At 66.8% G+C, this 17,952-nt stretch carries 17 protein-coding genes; 13 read left to right on the top strand and 4 right to left on the bottom strand.

Annotated features, from left to right (window positions below; translation table 11 throughout):
• Nucleotides 1-415 precede the first annotated feature (415 nt).
• From ACFRJ8_RS00085 to ACFRJ8_RS00050, 8 genes are all read left to right on the top strand, one after another.
• Nucleotides 416-3,943: an ATP-binding protein gene (locus ACFRJ8_RS00085; protein ID WP_377984137.1), complete on the top strand. Its 3,528-nt coding sequence runs from the start codon at nt 416-418 to the stop codon at nt 3,941-3,943.
• 199 nt (nt 3,944-4,142) lie between these two features.
• A complete protein-coding gene (locus ACFRJ8_RS00080) occupies nt 4,143-4,817 on the top strand; it encodes a hypothetical protein (protein WP_377984136.1) in 675 nt (224 codons plus the stop codon).
• 109 nt (nt 4,818-4,926) lie between these two features.
• Entirely contained in the window at nt 4,927-6,033 is a 1,107-nt protein-coding gene (locus tag ACFRJ8_RS00075; protein ID WP_377984135.1) for an iron-siderophore ABC transporter substrate-binding protein, read from the top strand.
• Nucleotides 6,034-6,042: 9 nt separating this feature from the next.
• On the top strand, nt 6,043-7,110 hold the full coding sequence (locus ACFRJ8_RS00070) for a FecCD family ABC transporter permease (RefSeq protein ID WP_377984134.1): 1,068 nt from the start codon (nt 6,043-6,045) through the stop codon (nt 7,108-7,110).
• An 83-nt stretch (nt 7,111-7,193) separates the two neighbouring features.
• The gene (locus ACFRJ8_RS00065) at nt 7,194-8,216 is read left to right on the top strand and encodes a FecCD family ABC transporter permease (RefSeq protein ID WP_377984662.1); all 1,023 of its coding nucleotides are present in this window, start codon (nt 7,194-7,196) and stop codon (nt 8,214-8,216) included.
• A gap of 1 nt (nt 8,217) precedes the next feature.
• A complete protein-coding gene (locus ACFRJ8_RS00060) occupies nt 8,218-9,048 on the top strand; it encodes an ABC transporter ATP-binding protein (RefSeq protein WP_377984133.1) in 831 nt (276 codons plus the stop codon).
• Nucleotides 9,045-10,088, top strand: a complete 1,044-nt coding sequence (locus ACFRJ8_RS00055; protein ID WP_377984132.1) for a siderophore-interacting protein — start codon at nt 9,045-9,047, stop codon at nt 10,086-10,088. The genes ACFRJ8_RS00060 and ACFRJ8_RS00055 overlap by 4 nt, the downstream gene beginning before the upstream one ends.
• Before the next feature lie 502 nt (nt 10,089-10,590).
• Nucleotides 10,591-11,445 (top strand): SGNH/GDSL hydrolase family protein, encoded by an 855-nt coding sequence (locus ACFRJ8_RS00050; protein WP_377984661.1) that lies wholly within the window; start codon nt 10,591-10,593, stop codon nt 11,443-11,445.
• An 11-nt stretch (nt 11,446-11,456) separates the two neighbouring features.
• Here ACFRJ8_RS00050 and ACFRJ8_RS00045 read toward each other — a convergent pair whose 3' ends face one another.
• Complete coding sequence (locus tag ACFRJ8_RS00045) at nt 11,457-11,744, bottom strand: YciI family protein (RefSeq protein ID WP_377984131.1); 288 nt, start codon at nt 11,742-11,744, stop codon at nt 11,457-11,459.
• A 102-nt stretch (nt 11,745-11,846) separates the two neighbouring features.
• On the opposite strand from ACFRJ8_RS00045, the gene ACFRJ8_RS00040 reads away from it, so the two are divergent.
• Nucleotides 11,847-12,326 carry a MarR family winged helix-turn-helix transcriptional regulator gene (locus ACFRJ8_RS00040; RefSeq protein WP_277527846.1) on the top strand — a complete coding sequence of 160 codons (480 nt, stop codon included), beginning with the start codon at nt 11,847-11,849 and terminating at the stop codon, nt 12,324-12,326.
• A 74-nt stretch (nt 12,327-12,400) separates the two neighbouring features.
• Nucleotides 12,401-13,162: an SGNH/GDSL hydrolase family protein gene (locus tag ACFRJ8_RS00035; protein ID WP_277527845.1), complete on the top strand. Its 762-nt coding sequence runs from the start codon at nt 12,401-12,403 to the stop codon at nt 13,160-13,162.
• A 24-nt stretch (nt 13,163-13,186) separates the two neighbouring features.
• Here the strand turns inward: ACFRJ8_RS00035 and ACFRJ8_RS00030 are convergent, their stop codons facing one another.
• Genes ACFRJ8_RS00030 through ACFRJ8_RS00020 form a run of 3 tightly spaced genes read right to left on the bottom strand, consistent with a single transcriptional unit; the run spans nt 13,187 to nt 15,937 of the window.
• Nucleotides 13,187-13,954 carry an FAD:protein FMN transferase gene (locus ACFRJ8_RS00030; RefSeq protein WP_377984660.1) on the bottom strand — a complete coding sequence of 256 codons (768 nt, stop codon included), beginning with the start codon at nt 13,952-13,954 and terminating at the stop codon, nt 13,187-13,189.
• A 40-nt stretch (nt 13,955-13,994) separates the two neighbouring features.
• Entirely contained in the window at nt 13,995-14,498 is a 504-nt protein-coding gene (locus ACFRJ8_RS00025) for an FMN-binding protein (protein ID WP_377984130.1), read from the bottom strand.
• Nucleotides 14,495-15,937 carry a ferric reductase-like transmembrane domain-containing protein gene (locus ACFRJ8_RS00020; RefSeq protein ID WP_377984129.1) on the bottom strand — a complete coding sequence of 481 codons (1,443 nt, stop codon included), beginning with the start codon at nt 15,935-15,937 and terminating at the stop codon, nt 14,495-14,497. Before ACFRJ8_RS00020 ends, ACFRJ8_RS00025 begins: the two co-directional genes overlap by 4 nt.
• Before the next feature lie 504 nt (nt 15,938-16,441).
• Here ACFRJ8_RS00020 and rpmB point away from each other — a divergent pair.
• The 3 genes from rpmB to rpsN are packed head-to-tail and all read left to right on the top strand — an operon-like array spanning nt 16,442 to nt 17,155.
• A complete protein-coding gene (gene rpmB, locus ACFRJ8_RS00015; protein WP_011693744.1) occupies nt 16,442-16,678 on the top strand; it encodes a 50S ribosomal protein L28 in 237 nt (78 codons plus the stop codon).
• A complete protein-coding gene (gene rpmG / locus ACFRJ8_RS00010; RefSeq protein WP_003798558.1) occupies nt 16,678-16,845 on the top strand; it encodes a 50S ribosomal protein L33 in 168 nt (55 codons plus the stop codon). Before rpmB ends, rpmG begins: the two co-directional genes overlap by 1 nt.
• 4 nt (nt 16,846-16,849) lie before the next feature.
• Nucleotides 16,850-17,155, top strand: a complete 306-nt coding sequence (gene rpsN / locus ACFRJ8_RS00005) for a 30S ribosomal protein S14 (RefSeq protein WP_026266887.1) — start codon at nt 16,850-16,852, stop codon at nt 17,153-17,155.
• The last annotated feature ends 797 nt before the right edge of the window (nt 17,156-17,952 follow it).

The raw sequence follows: 17,952 nt of genomic DNA, 5'->3' as shown, positions 1-17,952 counted from the left end.
CCGGCCGGGATAACGAGGCGGCAGCCGTTGCCGGTGCTCAAGGTGACGCCGACGACGACGCAGCAGCCGTTACATACGCCCAAGGTGACTTGAACAACGAAGACGACGACGATGCCGCCGTCGAAAGTGACAGCTCGAGCGACGCAGCAGGCGTTACGGACGCCCAAGGTGACTTGAACAACGACGACGACGGCGATGCCGCCCCGGGAGTGGCATCCAAGGGACTGGACGAGGGCCCCGATGCGAGCTTGCGAGCATTGGGAAGTCCGGACCCGCTGTCGGAGCCGCGCGCTGAGCTGATCGAAGATCAGCGGCGCGGCGAAGGGGCGGGGGCGGCATCGGCTGCGGAGTCAAACGCAACCACGCCTAACGCAACCACACCTGAAGCAACCAAGGAAACAAGCGAGGCCAACAAGTGAGCATCGCAACCATGCTGCCGATGGGCGAGCTCACCAACCCCGGCCAGATGCGCCTGGCCCTCGTCCAGGTGGTCAACTGGGGCACGTTCCATGGCGCCCACACCATGCACGTGGACCGCAACGGCACCCTGCTGACCGGCAACTCGGGCGTCGGCAAGTCCACGCTGTTCGATGCCATGCTTCGGGTCTTCGACGCCCGTCCCCGCTCCAACGAAGCCGCCGCGCAGCGGGCAGGTGGCGCTGTCGAGGACAAGCGCACCACGTTCACGTACATGCGCGGCAAGGTGGGCGACAAGGCGGTGGGCGAGGGCTCCGCGAGTGCGTTCCAGCGCCCCGGCGCCACCTGGTCCGCCGTCGCGCTGACCTTTGACAACGCCGCCGGCACCCGGGTGACGGTATCGGCCCTGTTCGACCTGCCCAAGAACGGCACGGAATCCAGCGTCGGCCGCTACTACGTGATCGACAACAAGCCGCTGGATCTCGCGGCGATCGAGGGCATCGCTGAGAAGCGCTTCACCAAGTCAGCGCTGGACGCGATCTTCCCGGACGCCCAGATCTTCGACGTCCACAAGGCCTTCGCCGAACGCTTCCGCCGCCTCCTCGGCATCAACTCCGACCAGGCCCTCCCGCTGCTACGCGTCATCCAGGCCGGCAAGGGACTCGGCGGCAGCGTCAACACCTTCTTCCGCGACCAGGTCCTCGATGCCCCCGCCACACTGGCTGCGGCGGACGACGTCGTCGAGGAATTCAGCAACCTCATGTCCATCCGGCAGCGCCTCGAGGACGTCCGGCAGCAGCGCGACCAGCTGGCTCCCGTCCCCGGGCTGAACAGGGAATACGCGCAGGCACTGCTGGACGCGAACCGGCTGCGGGACCTAACAGGTGAGGAATTCGAGGCGTACAAGCAACAACTCGCTGTCACGGTCCATGAGAAAACCCTGGCCCGTTTGAAGGAGCTCGCCCAGGCCAAGGCCAGTGACCTTGCCGCCGAACGCGCAGTCCGCGACGGCTTCGCCAAGGAGCTGCGCCAGCTCGAGGGGGAGTACAACAACCAGGGCGGCAACGCGATTTCCGCGATAGAGCAGTCCCTGGAGAACGCCCGGGTGGGGCTCAAGCTCCGGCAGGAGGTCGAGGAATCGACCCGCAAGGCGCTGACCGACGCCGGGCTGGAACTCCAGTGGTCGGCCGCCGGCTGGGAACAGGCCCACGAGCACGCCGCGGCACGCTCGGCCGAGCTCCAGGACGACTCCGAGGCGCTCAAGGAACTGCGCTTCGAGGCCTTTGACGGCCACGCCACCCGGAAGCGCGAACTCGCCGCGGCCCAGCAGGAGCTCGTCTCCCTGAAGACGCGCAAGTCGCTGCTGCCGCCGTCGAGCATTGAAAACCGCGGCGCCATTGCGGCCGCCACGGGCGTGCCCGAGGAACAGATGCCCTTCGGCGGCGAGCTGATCGACCTCGCCGAGGGCCAGGAGCAGTGGCGCCCGGCCGCCGAGCGGGCGCTGCGAAGCCTGGCCACCACGCTGCTGGTCCCGGGCGAGCACTTCGCGGCAGTCACCCGGTACCTCAACGACCACTCCGTGCGCGGGGCGCTGCGCGCCGTGGACGTCTCCCGGCCCCTGGCCGGCGGCGCGCTGGCTGTCGAGGACGTGGCCGACGGCGATCTGCTGACCAAGCTCCGCTTCCTCACTGACGCCGGCCTCGCCGCGGGCGCTCACGCCGATGCCCTGGGGCAGGCCAGCGCCTGGCTGCGCGAACGGATTGCCCTCGACTTCGCCTACCCGTGCGTGGAAGACCCGGACGAGCTCGCCGGCCTGGACAAGGGCCTGAGCCTGGGCGGCGTGGTCAAGCGCAACCGCCACACGGTGGAAAAGGATGACCGCTTCACCTCCCGGCAGGATTACGTCCTCGGGTTCGACAACGCCGCCAAGCTCGAACTTGTGGCGGCCCAGGTTGAGGACTTGCAACAGGCGCTGGCCAAGGCTGCCGATCTGGCGCAAACCCGGGAAGAGTCACACCAGGGCATGACCCGGCAGCTCGATGCCCTGCGCCGCGTGGCAGACGACCACCGGACCTGGGAGCAGGTCTCGGCTGCCGTGGCAGCGGAGGAGCTCGCCCGGATCGAGCAGCGCCTCAAGGACGCCCTGGCCGCGCAGGCGGACCTCGAACCGCTGCGCGCCAGCATCGAAGCCGCGCGGCACAAACACCAGTCCAGCACCGAGGCCGCGGCCGTGCTGCAGAGCGAGTACAAGGCCCTCGATGCGCGCATGACTGCCGCTGATTCGCTGCTCGACGCCGCACGCAACCGGCTGGCCCAGGCGCCGCCGTCGGACGACGGCATCGCCGCGCTGGAACCGTACTTCACCGGCTTCGGCGACGTCCTGGAGATGCACGAACTCGACAACCTGGCCAACCAGGTGCGCACCCGGCTCCTTGCCGAACTGCATGGGGCCGAGTCCCGCGGGCAGGCCACTTCGGAGCGCCTCACCCGCATTTTCGAGGGCTTCGTCCGGGAATGGGGCACGGCGATTTCCGCGGACCACGGCACCTCGATCGGCGCCGCGGGGGAGTTCGAATCCCGTTACCACGCGATTGTCAGCGACGGGCTGCCCGCCCAGGAAGCCGAGTTCCGGCAGTTCTTCAACCAGCGGACACACGAATCCTTTTCCACCCTGCTGCACCTGCTGGACGAGGAGCGCCGCGCCATCACGAGCCGCATCCTGCCGCTCAACGGGATCCTGTCCGAGGTCAACTTCCACGAGGGCAGCTTCCTGGAACTCGACATCAAACAGACGCTGCCGGCAACGGCGAAGCAGTTCAAGGACGCCATCCAGAACGCGCTCAAGGTCCGGCATACCCGGCCGGGCAAGACGGCCACGGCAGCGTCCGCCGCGGTGTCCGGGGCGGAGACGGACGACGACGCCGAGCTCACCACCCGCTACAAGTCGCTCGAAACGCTGGTGAAGCGCCTCGGTTCGCAGACTCCAGAGGACCGGCGCTGGCGCGCCGAGGTGCTGGACGTCCGCGGCCACCTGTTCATCCAGTGCAAGGAGCACCGCGAGGTGCAGAGTGCCGGCGCCCGGGGTGCCGGTCCCAAGGGGGCGGGGAAGGGCCAGAAGAAGACCGACGTCTACATGCACGCGGACACCGGCTCCATGTCCGGCGGTGAGCGGCAGCGCTTCACCGCGTTCATCATGGCTGCGGCGCTGAGCTACCAGCTGGGCATCGCCGAGCAGGGCTTCACCACGTATGGCACCGTGATGATGGACGAGGCGTTCGTGCTCGCCTCCGAGGAATTCGCCGGGGCGGGTATCAAGGCCCTGCACGAGTTCGGCTTCCAGCTGCTGCTGGCCGCGCCGGAGAACGTGATCGACCTCTCCCGGCACCTGGGATCGGTGACGGAGATCCTGCGGGACAAGCGCACCAACCGCTCCGGCGTCCTGACGGCCCCGGTGATTGCCCCGCGTGCGGGGACCGAGGGCGTCTGGCGGTCCGAGGCGAGCCCTGTGGACATCGTCCTGCGCTGACCCGAGACGCAGCGTGGCGAATAATAACAAATCGGTGGATTTATTGTGGATTGTATTGAGGGGTCCTGCGTCTGCGTGCGATTCTGCTTTGCACAACACATCGCCGCATGCTCCATCCGGGCCACCATAGGCAACTCGTTTCACGGCGTGACGGAAGTAGGCCTGCCGAGCTGACGGCTTCATCGCGAAAGGCACCATCATGCTTTCTGCACGTCGGCTCCCCGTCATAGCTGCCCTCGCGGCTGCCACGGCCCTGATCTTGTCCGGATGCGGCGCGGTCACTCCTGCCGCCACTCCTGCGGCCACTCCTGCGGCCACGGCGGGCGCGACGGCGGTCGGCACCCCGCCGCCGTCGTCGGCTCTCGGTGCTGCCGACGTCGCGAAGTACACCTTCCCCGACGGCCGCCTGTCCTTTGAGTACCCCGCAGATTGGCGGGTGGAACTGTTTACTGGCCCGGGGGAGCCCTCCCTGTCGCGGACGGCGACCGTCTTGGACGCGAAGGGCACCGAGCAGGTCACGGTTTACTCCGGGCGGATCGCTGACGGCGTGAGCCATCCCGTGCGCAGGACGGTATTCGAATCAGAACCCGTGCCGGGCCTCAGCCGGCAGCCCGCTCCCGCGGCCCATTACGCGTTCTACGTGGACCGGATGGATGCGAGTCCGACGTACCGCATGCACCTCTCGGCCGGGGCGCCCCCCGCCGGGGACAGTGCTCGGCTGGACGGAATCATCCGGATCGGCAAGGAAGTCCTGGTGGCGGAAATCAAGTTCATCGAGAAGCCTTTCGCCAGCGACGACGCGGCCAAGGACTGGCTTGCCGGAGCCGAGGGCCAGGCCCTCAAAGCGCTTTTGCTGAGCGTCTCTTACAGCTGACATCGCGCAACCAAGCCAAATGAGACAATTACGTTACTCAAACCTTTCTTAATTAACCAAAGGATAGGCTAGCCTTACTTAGGTTTGCATCACATACCTAAGGAGTTCCGTGGCTTTCGCCGTCTTCCCCCGTTCCGCCGGCCGCCCAGCCGGCCGCCGCCCCCGCAAGACCGCAGGGCGGGCCGCAGCTCTTCTGGCCGCCGTCGCGCTTACCCTGACGGCTTGCTCCACCGGGCCGGCAAGTTCGCCGGCGACGGACGCCCCCAGCCAGCCGGTCAGCATCGCTTTCCCGGTTAGCATCAAGCACCTCTTCGGCGAGACCACTATCAAGGAACAGCCCAAGCGCGTTGTTACCGTTTCCTGGGTCAACGACGACGTCGCCATCGCCCTCGGAGTGGTTCCCGTGGGCGTCCCCAAGAACGAATGGGGCGGTAACGACAAGGGCTCCACACCGTGGAAGGACGCCGCGCTGGAGAAGCTCGGCGCGGGCTTCGGTTCGGCGAAGGCCCCCGTCCAGTTCTCCGAGGCGGACGGCATCAACTTCACCGAGATCGCCAAGCTCAACCCGGACGTCATCCTCGGCGCCTACTCCGGCCTGACGGCAGAGGACTACAAGAAGCTCAGCGAAATCGCACCCGTCGTGGCCCAGCCGGAGATCGCCTACGGCACCTCCTGGCAGGACTCCACCACCATGATCGGCAAGGCACTCGGCAAGGAAGCCGAAGCCGACAAGCTGGTCTCAGACACCGAGACCACCATCAAGGACAAGGTCTCCAAGTACCCGCAGATCGCCGGAAAGTCCTTCATCTACGGCAACCTGGAGCCGGACAAGAGCGACGGCGTCAACGTCTACACGGCCAACGACAACCGTCCGCGCTTCCTCAGCGAAATCGGCATGAAGCTCGCACCCGTTGTGGAGGAGAACTCCAAGGGCTCCAAGGAATTCTTCATCCCGTGGTCCGCCGAAAAGGCCAATGAACTCAACTCGGACATCTTCGTGACCTGGGTGCCGGATGCGGCCACCACCGGCTCCATCAAGGCCGACCCGCTGCTGGGCCAGATCCCCGCCATCAAGAGCGGCGCCCTGGTTGCCGACTCGAACAACACGCTGACGCTGTCCATCTCCGCATCCTCACCGCTGAGCCTGCCCTGGTCACTGGACACGTTCCTGCCGCAGCTGGCCTCCGCGGCGGACAAAGTCACCGCGGCGAAGTAACACCCTCCCATGACGAACAGTACGACGACGGCGCCCGCCGCCAGCGCGCCCGGCGCACCCCCGGCCCCCACCGGGAGGAAAGCCCACGCGGCGCAGGCCGCCTGGCTGCTGGCCGCCGTCGTCGTACTTGTTCTGGTCTGTGCAGCGTCCCTGACCGTCGGTGCCCGCGGGGTTCCCCTCGGCACCGTCTGGCAGGCGCTGACGCAGTTCGACCCCACCGACGGCAACCACGCCGTCATCCACGCCCGCATCCCGCGCACCGTGCTGGGCCTGCTCGCCGGCGGCGCACTCGGGCTGGCCGGCGCGGCCATGCAGGGGGTGGCCCGCAACCCGCTCGCAGACCCCGGCATCATCGGTGTCAACGCGGGCGCCGCCCTCGCCGTCGTCACCGGAATCTACGTCTTCGGCGTTTCGTCCCTGACCGGCTACATCTGGTTCGCGTTCATCGGCTCCGCGGCAGCGGCCGTCGCCGTCTACCTGATCGCGTCCATGGGACGTGACGGGGCGACGCCGGTCAAACTGGCACTCGCCGGCGCGGCCCTGAGCGCAGGGCTGTATTCGCTGATGAACGTCGTCCTGGTCTCCAGCCAGGACACCCTGGACCGGTTCCGTTTCTGGCAGGTCGGCGGGATCGCCGGCCGTGACTGGTCGGTGGTGCTGCCCGGGCTGCCGTTCCTGGCTGCCGGGGCCCTGATCGTCCTGTTCACCGGGCGGATCCTGAACAGCCTGGCCCTCGGGGACGACATTGCCCGGGGCCTGGGCCAGCGCGTCGGCCTGGCCCGCGGCGTCACCGCGCTGGGCATTGTGCTGCTCTGCGGCTCCGCCACGGCCCTGGCCGGGCCAATCGGATTCGTCGGGCTGGTGGTTCCGCACGCCGTCCGCTTCCTGACCGGCCCGGACTACCGCTGGATCCTGCCCTTCTCGCTGGTCCTGGCACCCGTGCTGCTCCTGCTCTCGGACGTGGTGGGCCGTGTCATCCTGCTCCCCGGCGAAGTCCCCGCGGGCATCATGACGGCTCTGGTGGGTGCGCCCGTCTTCGTGTGGCTGGTCCGCCGCGGGAAAGGAGCAGGGCTGTGAGTCAGGCAGACCTCGCCAACGTGAGGCATGAGCTGGGAGGCAACGCCCCCGCGGAGCACCAACCGGCCGGCAATACCCGGTTCATGAGCCGGACGGCCCTCCTGGCCTTCGCCGTCGTGGTGCTCCTGGCCGTCAGCATCCTGCTGGGCAGCTACACCGTCACCATCCCGGACTTCTTCAGGATCCTCACGGCACACCTCACCGGGGGCGAGAAAATCCCCGGCGCCAGCTTCATCGTGATGGAGAACAAGCTCCCGCGGGCAGTCATCGGCACCATGATCGGAATTGCCTTCGGGCTCTCGGGCACCCTGTTCCAGACCATGCTGCGCAACCCGCTGGCCAGTCCCGACGTTATCGGCATCAGCTACGGGGCAAGCGCGGCCGCTGTCACTGCCATCGTGGTTTTCGGGGCCTCCGGAGCGGCCGTTTCCGGTGCTGCGCTGTGCGGGGCCATGGCCGTAGCGGTCTTGATTTACACAATCTCCCGGAGCGGTTCCCTCGGATCAGGCGGCGGCAACCGCGGCAACGCGGCCGGGAGCCGGCTTATCCTGGCCGGCATCGGCATCGCCGCGGCACTGAACGCCGCGGTCAACTTTCTCATGACGCGGGCGGACATCCGCACCGCGGCCGAGGCCCTGATCTGGCTGAACGGATCCCTGAACTCAGCCAGCTGGGAGCGCGCCGGCGTCCTGGCGCTGGCGCTGCTGGTTCTCGTGCCCGCCGTCGCCGTCCTCGCCGGACCGCTCCGGATCCTGGAACTGGGGGACGACGCCGCCGCCGGGCTCGGCATCCGGGTAGGCATCACCCGCCTGGGCGTCGTAGCCGCCGCCGTCGCCCTGGCCGCCGTCGCCACGGCAGCCGCCGGGCCTGTGGCGTTCGTGGCCTTCCTGGCCGGCCCCATCGCGCGCCGCTTCACCGGGACGTCCAGCCTCCCGGCCGCCGCGTTCGTCGGCGCCCTGATTGTCCTCGCCGCGGATTACTTCGCCGCCAACATCGCCCCCCTGCTGCTGGACGGCACCGTCCTGCCCGTCGGCGTGGTCACCGGCGCGCTCGGTGCACCGTTCCTGCTGTGGCTCCTGGTCACAGCCAACCGAAAGGACGCCTGACATGGCAGTTCTCAACGCCAAGGACCTTACGCTCCAGTACGACCAGCGCCGGGTGGTGGAAGACCTTACGGCGGAGCTCCCCGAGGGCAAGGTGACAATGATCGTGGGCGCCAACGCCTGCGGCAAGTCCACGCTCCTCCGCGGCCTGTCCAGGCTGCTGAAGCCGGCCGGCGGTACCGTGACCCTCGACGGCAAGGACATCCATTCCCGCCCGGCCAAGGAACTCGCCCGCATCCTCGGCCTGCTCCCGCAGCACCCCACAGCCCCCGACGGCATTCTGGTCCGGGACCTGGTGGGCCGCGGCCGCTACCCGCACCAGGGCTTCTTCCGCAGCTGGAGCACGGCCGATGATCTCGCCGTGCAGGGCGCGCTCGAAGCCACCGAAACGCTGGAGCTCGCCGAGCGCAATGTCGACGAACTCTCGGGCGGGCAGCGCCAGCGCGTGTGGATCGCGATGGCGCTTGCCCAGGAAACCGAGGTCCTCCTGCTCGACGAGCCCACCACCTACCTGGACCTGGCCCACCAGGTGGAGGTCCTGGACCTGATCACCGACCTGAACCGGCAGCGCGGCACCACCGTGGCTATCGTCCTGCACGACCTGAACCTGGCGGCCCGATACGCGGACCACGTGATTGCCATGAAGGGCGGCAGAATCGTGGCCGAGGGCACCGCCGCCGACGTCGTCACCGAGGACCTGGTCCGGGACGTCTTCGGCCTGGACTCGCGGGTGCTGCCCGATCCCATTTCCGGCACGCCACTGATCATTCCTCTTGGCCGGCACCACACCCATTTCCCTAAAGCCGAAACAGCAACCCTGGAGTTGGTCCCATGAGGGCAGTTAACAGCAAAGCAACCACCCAACCGATGACCCTGGCGTTCGACGTGACGGTGGCCGCCGTGCAGCAGCTCAGCCCCAATGTCCGCCGCATCACCTTCGGCGGGTACTCCCTGCGTGACTTCGGCGTCCACGGCGGAACCCTGGACCTGCGCGTAAAGCTGATGATCCCGTCCCTCGCCGAGGACGGCACGCAGCTGCCGTTGCCGGTGTTCGAGATGGAGCAGTCCGGCTGGTACCAGGAATGGCTGGCCATGGATCCGGCGACCCGCGGCTCCATGCGCACCTACACCGTGCGGCAGGAACGCCTCGACGCCGTCTACCCGGAGATCGACGTTGACTTCGTGCTGCACTTCGATGCCGCCGGTAACGGCGGACCCGCCGCGAACTGGGCCCTGAACGCCAAGCCCGGTGACGCCCTCACCATCATCGGGCCCAACAACCGGGCCGCGCACTGTGTCACGGCGGAGACCTACTCCGGCATCGAATGGCGGCCCGGCATGGCCCAGCGGGTACTCCTTGCCGGCGACGAAACCGCTGTTCCGGCCATCAGCGCCATCCTGGAAAGCCTCCCGTCCTACATGAGCGGGCACGCGTTCCTCGAAGTCCCCGAGGCCGGCGACTTCCTGGAGCTTCAGTCGGACGCCGACGTCGAAATCACCTGGCTGGCACGCGGCGCCTCAATCGGGCGCTCACGTCCGCACGGCGAACTGCTGCAGGAGGCGGTCCGCGCCGCTGTTCCCGAGCCGGGCTGGGTGGGCATCAAGGCCGCCGCCGGCGGAGCCGGGCCCGAACCCGATGACGTCAACGTGGACCAGGACATCCTCTGGGAGACCCCCGCCCGGATGGACGCCGCGGCGATCGGAGCCAGCAAAAACCCGGACAAGCCGGCCGGGGCCCTGCCGTTCTACGCCTGGATCGCCGGCGAAGCGGGTACCGTCAAGGAGCTGCGCCGGTACCTTGTGCGGGACGTCGGGATCGACCGGAAGCAGGTTGCGTTCATGGGGTACTGGCGGCAGGGGAAGGCCGAGCTGTAGTTCTGGCTCCTCCTTCTCTTCCACCACCGTCTCGCCGTCGCCCGCGTTGTGCGGGCTTCCGCCCTTCACCCGTCGCTTGCCGTCGCTCCCGCTGTCCGGGCTTCCGCCCTTCACCTGTCGCTTGCCGTGGCTCCCGTTGTGCGTGCTTCCGTGCGGGCTTCGCCCGCAATCGCCGCTTTGCCGTCGCTTAGACACCTCCCGCCGCCTCGTTCGGCCGCGGGCGGCCTCTCTCGGCTCTGGTCGGCGATGCGCTCCTTAGCAAAGCGGCGATTGCGGTCTTGTGGGTCGGTCACCTTCGGTGCGCCCCACCTTTCGCAAGCTGACTCAACTGTTGCGGCAGCGTCCTTGCGGTCGGCTCACCTTCGGTGCGTCCCGCCTTTCACCAACGCGACTCGACGGTTGCGGTTGCGGCTGCGGGTCTTGGGGGGTCACCTTGGGTTAACTTGCTCTTTCCCTGCCCGTTTTTTGGGGTGGTTAGGGTGTTGGGGTGGATTCATATCCTTTGCTTCCAAATCCCTTGCTTCCGGATCGGGGTGGGCGGCGGGTCTTTGTTGCCTTGGGGGATTCCTTCACCGAGGGTGTGGGGGACTACGATCCCCGGTTTCCGAACGGCGTGCGGGGCTGGGCGGACCGGGTCGCGGAGAAGCTGGCCAAAGCGCAGCCGGGGTGGGAGTACGCCAATCTGGCCATCCGCAGCAAGCGTCTGCGTCACATCATCGCTGAGCAGCTCGGTCCTGCTTTGGCCATGGAGCCGACGCTCGTCACCCTGTACGCGGGCGGCAACGACATCCTGGATTTCGCCACGGACATCGGATCCCTCATGGAGGACTACGAGTCTGCGGTGGCTGCGCTCGCCGGCACGGGGGCAACTCTGGTGCTTTTCACCGGCTTCGACGTCAAGGTCTCCGCGCTGCTGGAGCCGCTGAAGAAACGCAACGCCTTATACAACCGGCGGGTCCGCGAGATCGCCGGCCGCTACGGCGCGGTGCTGGTGGACTACTGGCGCTTCGACGCATTCCATGACCCACGGATGTGGGATTCGGACCGGCTGCATATGTCCAAGGCAGGCCACAAATACCTTGCCTCACAGGTCCTGGACCACCTAGGCGTGCCCCACAAGATCAAGCCCAAGGCGTGGGAGCCGCCGGTGAAACCGGGACTGCGGGAGTGGGAACGCCGGCAGCGCCGCTGGGTCCACGACTGGGTGCTGCCCCTGTTCGGACGCAAACTCCGCGGCGTCACACTCGGCGATCAGCTCCGGCCGCGCTGGCCCGAACCCGTGAGAGTCCCGTGCAAGGGCGGCCTGAAGAAGCTACTGCAGAAGCAACAGGCCGGGGGCCAGACCGGCGCCGGGTAGCCGCCAGGGACTCAGCTGTCCAGCAGGTTTTCGTAGCCCGGTGCCACCCTGTTGGCATGGAACTCCATGACCTCGAAATCAGCCACACCATTGACGTAGAACGGGTCTTTGGCCAGGGCCGCATCAAGGCTGGCCCGGTCCGCGTTGGAGAGCAACAGGCCACCGGTGCGGGGGATTTTGCGCCCCGCGACCATGAAGACGCCCTCGTCGAAGGCCGCCTGCAGCCACGTGACATGCGCCGCAAGATGGAAGTCCACGATGTCGTCGGGGACCTTGTATGTCAGGGAGACTACGTACATGCGGCCAGCCTACCGGTAGCCGGCTGCCGGCAGGCGGGAACTTTTCTGGAATTCCCGGGCTGAAGTTGAATCGTCAAGCTTCCAGTCTCCTAGAATGTAGCCATGACCGAACCCCGCTGGCTCAACGCCGACGAACGCCGGGCCTGGCTTGCCCAGCTCAGCATCAACACCATGCTGCCGGCCGCCCTGGACACCCAGCTCCATGCCGCGGGCAAACTTTCCCTGTTCGACTACAACGTCCTGGCGATGCTTTCGGAGACCGAGGGCCGTTTCCTGCCCATGAGTGAGCTGGCCGCCCGCACCAGCGCCTCCCTGTCCAGGCTCTCCCACGTGGTCACCAAGCTGCAGAACCGGGGCTGGCTTGAGCGGCGGCCGCACCCCGGCGACGCCCGCGTCACCACGGCGCACCTGACCGATGTCGGCATGGAGACGATCGTGAAGCTTGCCCCGGGCCATGTGGAGGCGGTCCGGTCACTGTTCCTCGACGCCTTGAGCCCGCAGGACGTCGCGGACCTGGCCCGGATCGGCGAAAAAATCGTGGCCCGCCTCGACGACGACCACTGGATCCTGCGGGACACCTAAGCACGAAAGCTGAATGCGCCGCCGTCGGGCATCCCGTCTTTGTTGCTCGCGGCAACTGCTGGCAGACTTGACCCATGGATTTCACGTCCCGCTATGTAGCCCTTGGAGACTCCTTTACGGAAGGTGTCGGCGACGACGACCCCACCCGGCCCAACGGCGTACGGGGCTGGGCGGACCGGGTGGCAGAGGGGCTCGGCGCCGCGGACCCGGGCTTCGGGTACGCGAACCTTGCCATCCGCGGCAGGAAACTCCGCCAGATCATGGCCGAACAGGTGGATGCCGCCGTCGCACTCAAACCCACCGTGGTCAGCATCTACGCCGGCGCCAACGACATCCTCCGGCCCAAGGTCGACATCGATGACCTGCTGGCCGAATACGATGCCGGGATCCGCAAGCTCACGGCCACCGGCGCCACTGTGGTGATGTTCACCGGCTTCGACGCGCGGGGTTCCAAGATTTTCGGCACCATGCGCGGCCGCACGGCCATCTACAACGAACTGGTTCGCGGCATCGCCGGAGACCACGGTGCCCTGCTGGTCGACTACTGGCGTTTCAGCGAGTACTACGACTGGGGTATGTGGGCCACGGACCGGATGCACATGTCCGCCGCCGGCCACGCGAACATGGCCAAGCGCGTCCTCACGGTCCTGGCGCACGAGCACTCGATAGACGTCCCGCCCATGACTCCGGTCCCTGAGTTGAGCCGGGTGGACGCCCTCCGTGCGAATGCCCGATGGGTCCGCGAATTCGCTGGGCCGTGGGTTGTCCGGCGCGTCACCGGCAAGTCGTCCGGCGACGGCCTGGAGCCGAAGTACGGCCAGCTGACCCATCTCTAAACCCCAACGGCAGAGTACGGCAAGCTAGGTGCGGAATCCCGGCGTCGCGAGCAGTTCCCCGGTGCGCCGCACGGCGAGCACATCGATGTCCCAGCCGTCTGTGGCCCGGTGCAGCATCGCGGTCCCGCCCGCAACGATCGCAGTCGCGAGCACGTCGGCCGTGACAATGTCTGCCGCGGCCACGGAGACCTGGGCGAACTCGACGCCGCGGGAGCCCGCCGTCCAGATGTGGTCACCCCGCTCCGCCGAGCCCGACGTCGCAAGGGCCCGCCGGGTGCCGGGCCCGCCTAGCCCGTAGGCGGCAAGCAGTGCCGAGCGATCCAGCGGGTCAACTACCCCGGCCGCCCAAGCGGCTCCGCTGCCCGGCACGGGCGAACCCATCACCAGGACGTCGCCGCCCGCATTCAGGCACCAGTCGGTGATCCCCTGGCTCCGCAGCGCCGCGCCGGCCTGCCCGATCGCGTAGCCCTTGATGATCCCGGAAAGGTCAAGCACGCCGTCGGGCCGCTCCGGGGAGAACGCGCCCTCCGTCATGAGCCGCCAGCTGAGCGCATCCGCGTAGCGGTCCCGCATGCTGGCGGATGCGTCCCGAAGGGAAAGTTCCCCGCGCGCCAGCCGGCTGGCCTCGGAATCGGGACGGTACAGGCTGAAGGTCTCATCCGCGCGGGCAAACACCCGTTCGACGGCGGCGACTGCGGCATCGAACTCGCGCTCGCCGCCGCATGCTGTTCCGGGGAAGGCCGCTGCTCCCAAGGCTCTGGCAGGAACGGTCAGGCTGATGACGGTGCCCATGGAGCCAAACGTCCGGGCCTTCAGGGCCGAACCGGCCAGCTCAGAGGTTGGCTGCATCGAGGGCCGCCTGAAGGGAGTTCAAGTACGCGTCGGAAGTCACTGTGGCGCCGCTGATGGTCTGCACATTCGCGGATTGGGCTTGGAGCACCTCGTCGCGCAGGAGCGGTGCCGCCCGGTTGCTGATTTGCACGGACTTGCGTTCAGCATCTGTCAGCTGGAGCGCCGTGACATCGGTGATCTTTCCGGCCTGCACGGTGATCTGGACCTGGACGGAGCCGAACCGGGTTTGGACCACTGAGCCGGCGTACGTCCCGACGGCCTTGGCCGATGCCCCGGTGGTGCCCGTGGCGCCTGTAGTGCCGGCGCCCGACGAACCGGACGACGCCGTGGAGTCGTCCGTGCCCGTGCCGGTGGAGCCGGCGGTTCCGGTCGCCGCGCTGGCGACGGCGCTGCTGGTATCGGCTATGTGGACGCCCGACTGCCAGCCTGCAATGAGGATGCCGGCGGAGGCCAGGGCGGCTGAAACTGCTGCGCGGGTTCTCACCAGTCGAACCTTTCGTAGTGGAGTTGGTCTTCCCGGACGCCGGCGGCGCGGGCGTCCTCAAGGACGCTTTGCGCCCAGGCGGCGGGGCCGCAGACGTACACGTCAGCATCGGCGACGTTCGGGTCATAACTGGCCAGCCGGTGGCCGGCACGCGCGGAACTCTCCGGCAGCCAGCTCCGTACGCCGGACGGGCGGGAGCCGGTCAGGTGGAAGAGCGTGGCTCCGCGCTGCTGGCAGAGGCCGAGGATTTCCTCGCCCAGGTAGAGCTCGGATTGGCTGTGGCCGCGGAGAATGACGGTGGCGTTCCCGGGCTGGAACGGTGTGCTCTCCAGCAGGGCGCGGATCGGCGTAATGCCAATCCCTGCACCGACCATCACCACGTGGCTGCGGCTCCGCGCGGCCGTGCTGAACAGCCCGTACGGACCCTCCAGCGCCACCTTGGTGCCGGGCCTCAGTGCTGCTAGCTGAGCCGAACCCCGGCCCAGGTTGCGGACCGTGATCCTCAGCGTGCCGTGGCCTGCGGCGTCGAATCTGATGGGATCGGCGGACAAGCTGAACGGATGCGGGTGCCACCACAGTCCGGGTGCCAGGAACCGCCAGATGAAGAACCGGCCGCCGCTGCCTGCCAGCTGGTCCAGGCCAAGGCCGGACATCTCGATGCTCACCACCCCGGGGGCCACCGGCACCACTCGATTAACGGTCAACTGGTGCCTGAACGTTGCCACCAGCGGCTGCACCAGGCGGTAGTAGAGCAGGGCGGCGCCGGTTGCGATGCATAGTGCCAGCCAGTACCAGCGCTGCCAGGTGCCCTCAGCAAAGAGGCCGCCCACACTGAACTGGTGGGGGAGCGCAGTTAGGACCGCCGCGTACGTCAGGAGGTGGACGGCGTACCAGAATTCGTAAGGGAACCGACGTCGGACGGCTACCAGCGAGGTGACGACGACGGCGATGAACAGGAGCATGGATATGTAGGCCAGCCACATGTCCGGCACCAGGACCCACAGCGCGACCGCTTCGCTGACAGGATCCAGACCTTCCGCCATGCCGTAGCCGATCGCAATGAGGATCCCGTGGGCGAGCAGGAGGTACAGGGCAGGCTTGCCCAACTTGCGGTGGAACTCGAGCGCGCGGTCGTGGCCGACTGTGTGGTCGATAAGCGGGATGCGGGCCGCCAACAGCAGCATGAGAAGCACCAGGTCCATGCCGGCGAGGCCGGCCACAATCCCCAGCGCGGTGAAGGAGCCGGCTGCAGTCGAGAAGCCGGCCATACCGCCGTCGGCCAGCCACAAAGCGACGGCGCCCGCCAGCGACGCCCAGAAATTGACCGTCAGCAGATCCGCTCTCAGCAACCGCCGCCGGTGCTGCCCCCTGAAGGGGTTCACAGCGCCACGGGAGCTGCGGGGAACCTCGGGGCGGCTCGTCAGAAGTTGTGTGTTCATGGACCCAGAATCGCTTCGCCGCCTATCATTTGGCTGTGAAAACGCTTCGTCGGGCATATGACCTCGGAGGGGCCCGCTCCTCCGCCCAGACTGGCCGAGGGCGGCGGCCCTATACACCATTCAGCGACGGATTGGTCTTTAAATCGCCGAACTCGTAGACTTGGTAGGCGCTAGGTGGCGCGGAGCGTGCGCAATTGCTCCGGTTGGCAGGAACCGTCTGAGAAATCGACGGTCTTGGAGGCCGGTAGTTAGGGGCTCAAGTTGCGCGCATTCCTGTATTCGCCCAGCATCCCGGCACTTCGCAATGGCTGTCCAAAGGACCGTCAGCGCCAGGTGCCCGTGGCCCACAATCTTCGCCGCAGTGAGGAACCAGACGGTTTGTGCCGTCTGCCTGAATCCCGCGGAACCGGTGATTGGGGGGTGGGAGCCGGATGCGGACGCCGCCTAACGCACGGTCAGCGGGAACTCCGTTAGCCGTTTCATATATTTTTGAGGAGAGTCGTCATGGCAGCACACTGCCAGGTGACCGGAGCCGAGCCGGGCTTTGGACACAGCATTTCGCACTCGCACCGTCGCAACAAGCGCCGGTTCGACCCGAACATCCAGAAGAAGCGCTACTGGGTTCCGTCCCTGCGCCGTAACGTCACGCTGCAGGTCTCTGCTCGTGGCATCAAGACCATCGACGTACGCGGCATTGACGTAGTCGTCGCCGCCATCCTGGCACGAGGAGTGAAGCTCTAATGGCAAAGGATAAGGACGTACGTCCGATCATCAAGCTGAAGTCGACCGCGGGCACGGGCTACACCTACGTGACGCGCAAGAACCGTCGTAACGACCCGGACCGCCTGGTTCTGAAGAAGTACGACCCCAAAATCCGCCAGCACGTCGAATTCCGAGAGGAGCGCTAAACACATGGCTAAGAAGTCAATGATCGCTAAGAACGAACAGCGTAAAGTCATCGTCGAGCGTTACGCTGCAAAGCGCCTCGAACTGAAGAAGGCTCTGGTTGATCCCAACTCAACCGACGAAGTACGCGAAGCTGCTCGCCTCGGCCTGCAGAAGCTGCCCCGCAACGCCTCGCCGGTACGTCTGCGTAACCGCGACATCATCGATGGCCGTCCCCGCGGTACCTTCCAGAAGTTCGGTATCTCCCGTGTTCGATTCCGCGACATGGCTCACCGCGGTGAGCTCCCGGGCATCACGAAGTCTTCCTGGTAATTCAGTAGTCCTGAAGCCAGTGGCTTGAAGGAGGGCCGGCAACCGTTTGGGTGCCGGCCCTTTTTGCGTTTAATGCCTGTTTGCGGGCGCCTGGGGTGCGGTGGTTGGTCGGATGTCCGGGTGCCGGGCTGCGTCGCGGGCGCGGTGGGGTAGTTCATTGGGGTGGTGTTGGTGGTGTTGGCGGTGTTGGTTGGCTGGGACCGGCGGCGGCGTGTTGGACTGCGCGCTGGTTGTGGTGATGCACGGCATAGTTCGAGGTTGTGGTGCCGGGGTGCCGTTTGGGGGTCCGAAGCCTCGTTCTGCCGCGGATTCCCGGGGCTGCGGGGCGGTGGGAGCGTGGCCGGGGGTGGAGTTGCGGTGGGGCTTGGGTGGGTGTATTGTTTTCTAAGTCGCCGAGAGGGAGACCAGCGGAAAGCTGGGAACCGGAGGCGGCCAATCCCCTAAATTTCAAGACCGGATCTGGTCGGCGTTTCGTGCGCTCCGGGTTCGGGTGGGGCGGGTCGGATGGTTTGTGGGTCGCGGAAACGTTGATTTGCAAAGTGGTCCGGACTCGGGTAAGTTTGAAAAGTTGCTCCGGAGCGATCCTCGACTGAATGTTGGTTGTGGTGGTGCCGGGTGTGTCTGTTGTTTGAGAACTCAATAGTGTGCCAAGTTTGTTGATACCAATTTATTGTATTGAATTGGTTGAATTGACCGGATCCCGCCACCCCGTGGTGTGGTCTGGTTTTTACAGCTGGTTTCAAATTTTGTGCATTGTGTGTTTCCCGTTTTCCCGGGGGCGCATGGTGTGTCTGTTT

It is taken from the genome of Arthrobacter sp. NPDC056886 (genome assembly GCF_042788715.1).
In the GTDB taxonomy this organism is placed as follows: domain Bacteria; phylum Actinomycetota; class Actinomycetes; order Actinomycetales; family Micrococcaceae; genus Arthrobacter.
The sequence above is the reverse complement of the archived record's forward strand: the minus strand, read 5'-3'. Positions and strand labels throughout refer to the sequence as shown.

Coding starts and splice junctions, on each gene's coding strand:
- ACFRJ8_RS00080 (WP_377984136.1), top strand. CDS start 4,143: ATGCTTTCTGCACGTCGGCTCCCCGTCATAGCTGCCCTCGCGGCTGCC.
- ACFRJ8_RS00070 (WP_377984134.1), top strand. CDS start 6,043: ATGACGAACAGTACGACGACGGCGCCCGCCGCCAGCGCGCCCGGCGCA.
- ACFRJ8_RS00065 (WP_377984662.1), top strand. CDS start 7,194: ATGAGCCGGACGGCCCTCCTGGCCTTCGCCGTCGTGGTGCTCCTGGCC.
- ACFRJ8_RS00060 (WP_377984133.1), top strand. CDS start 8,218: ATGGCAGTTCTCAACGCCAAGGACCTTACGCTCCAGTACGACCAGCGC.
- ACFRJ8_RS00055 (WP_377984132.1), top strand. CDS start 9,045: ATGAGGGCAGTTAACAGCAAAGCAACCACCCAACCGATGACCCTGGCG.
- ACFRJ8_RS00045 (WP_377984131.1), bottom strand. CDS start 11,744: ATGTACGTAGTCTCCCTGACATACAAGGTCCCCGACGACATCGTGGAC.
- ACFRJ8_RS00040 (WP_277527846.1), top strand. CDS start 11,847: ATGACCGAACCCCGCTGGCTCAACGCCGACGAACGCCGGGCCTGGCTT.
- ACFRJ8_RS00035 (WP_277527845.1), top strand. CDS start 12,401: ATGGATTTCACGTCCCGCTATGTAGCCCTTGGAGACTCCTTTACGGAA.
- ACFRJ8_RS00030 (WP_377984660.1), bottom strand. CDS start 13,954: ATGGGCACCGTCATCAGCCTGACCGTTCCTGCCAGAGCCTTGGGAGCA.
- ACFRJ8_RS00020 (WP_377984129.1), bottom strand. CDS start 15,937: ATGAACACACAACTTCTGACGAGCCGCCCCGAGGTTCCCCGCAGCTCC.
- rpmB (WP_011693744.1), top strand. CDS start 16,442: ATGGCAGCACACTGCCAGGTGACCGGAGCCGAGCCGGGCTTTGGACAC.
- rpmG (WP_003798558.1), top strand. CDS start 16,678: ATGGCAAAGGATAAGGACGTACGTCCGATCATCAAGCTGAAGTCGACC.
- rpsN (WP_026266887.1), top strand. CDS start 16,850: ATGGCTAAGAAGTCAATGATCGCTAAGAACGAACAGCGTAAAGTCATC.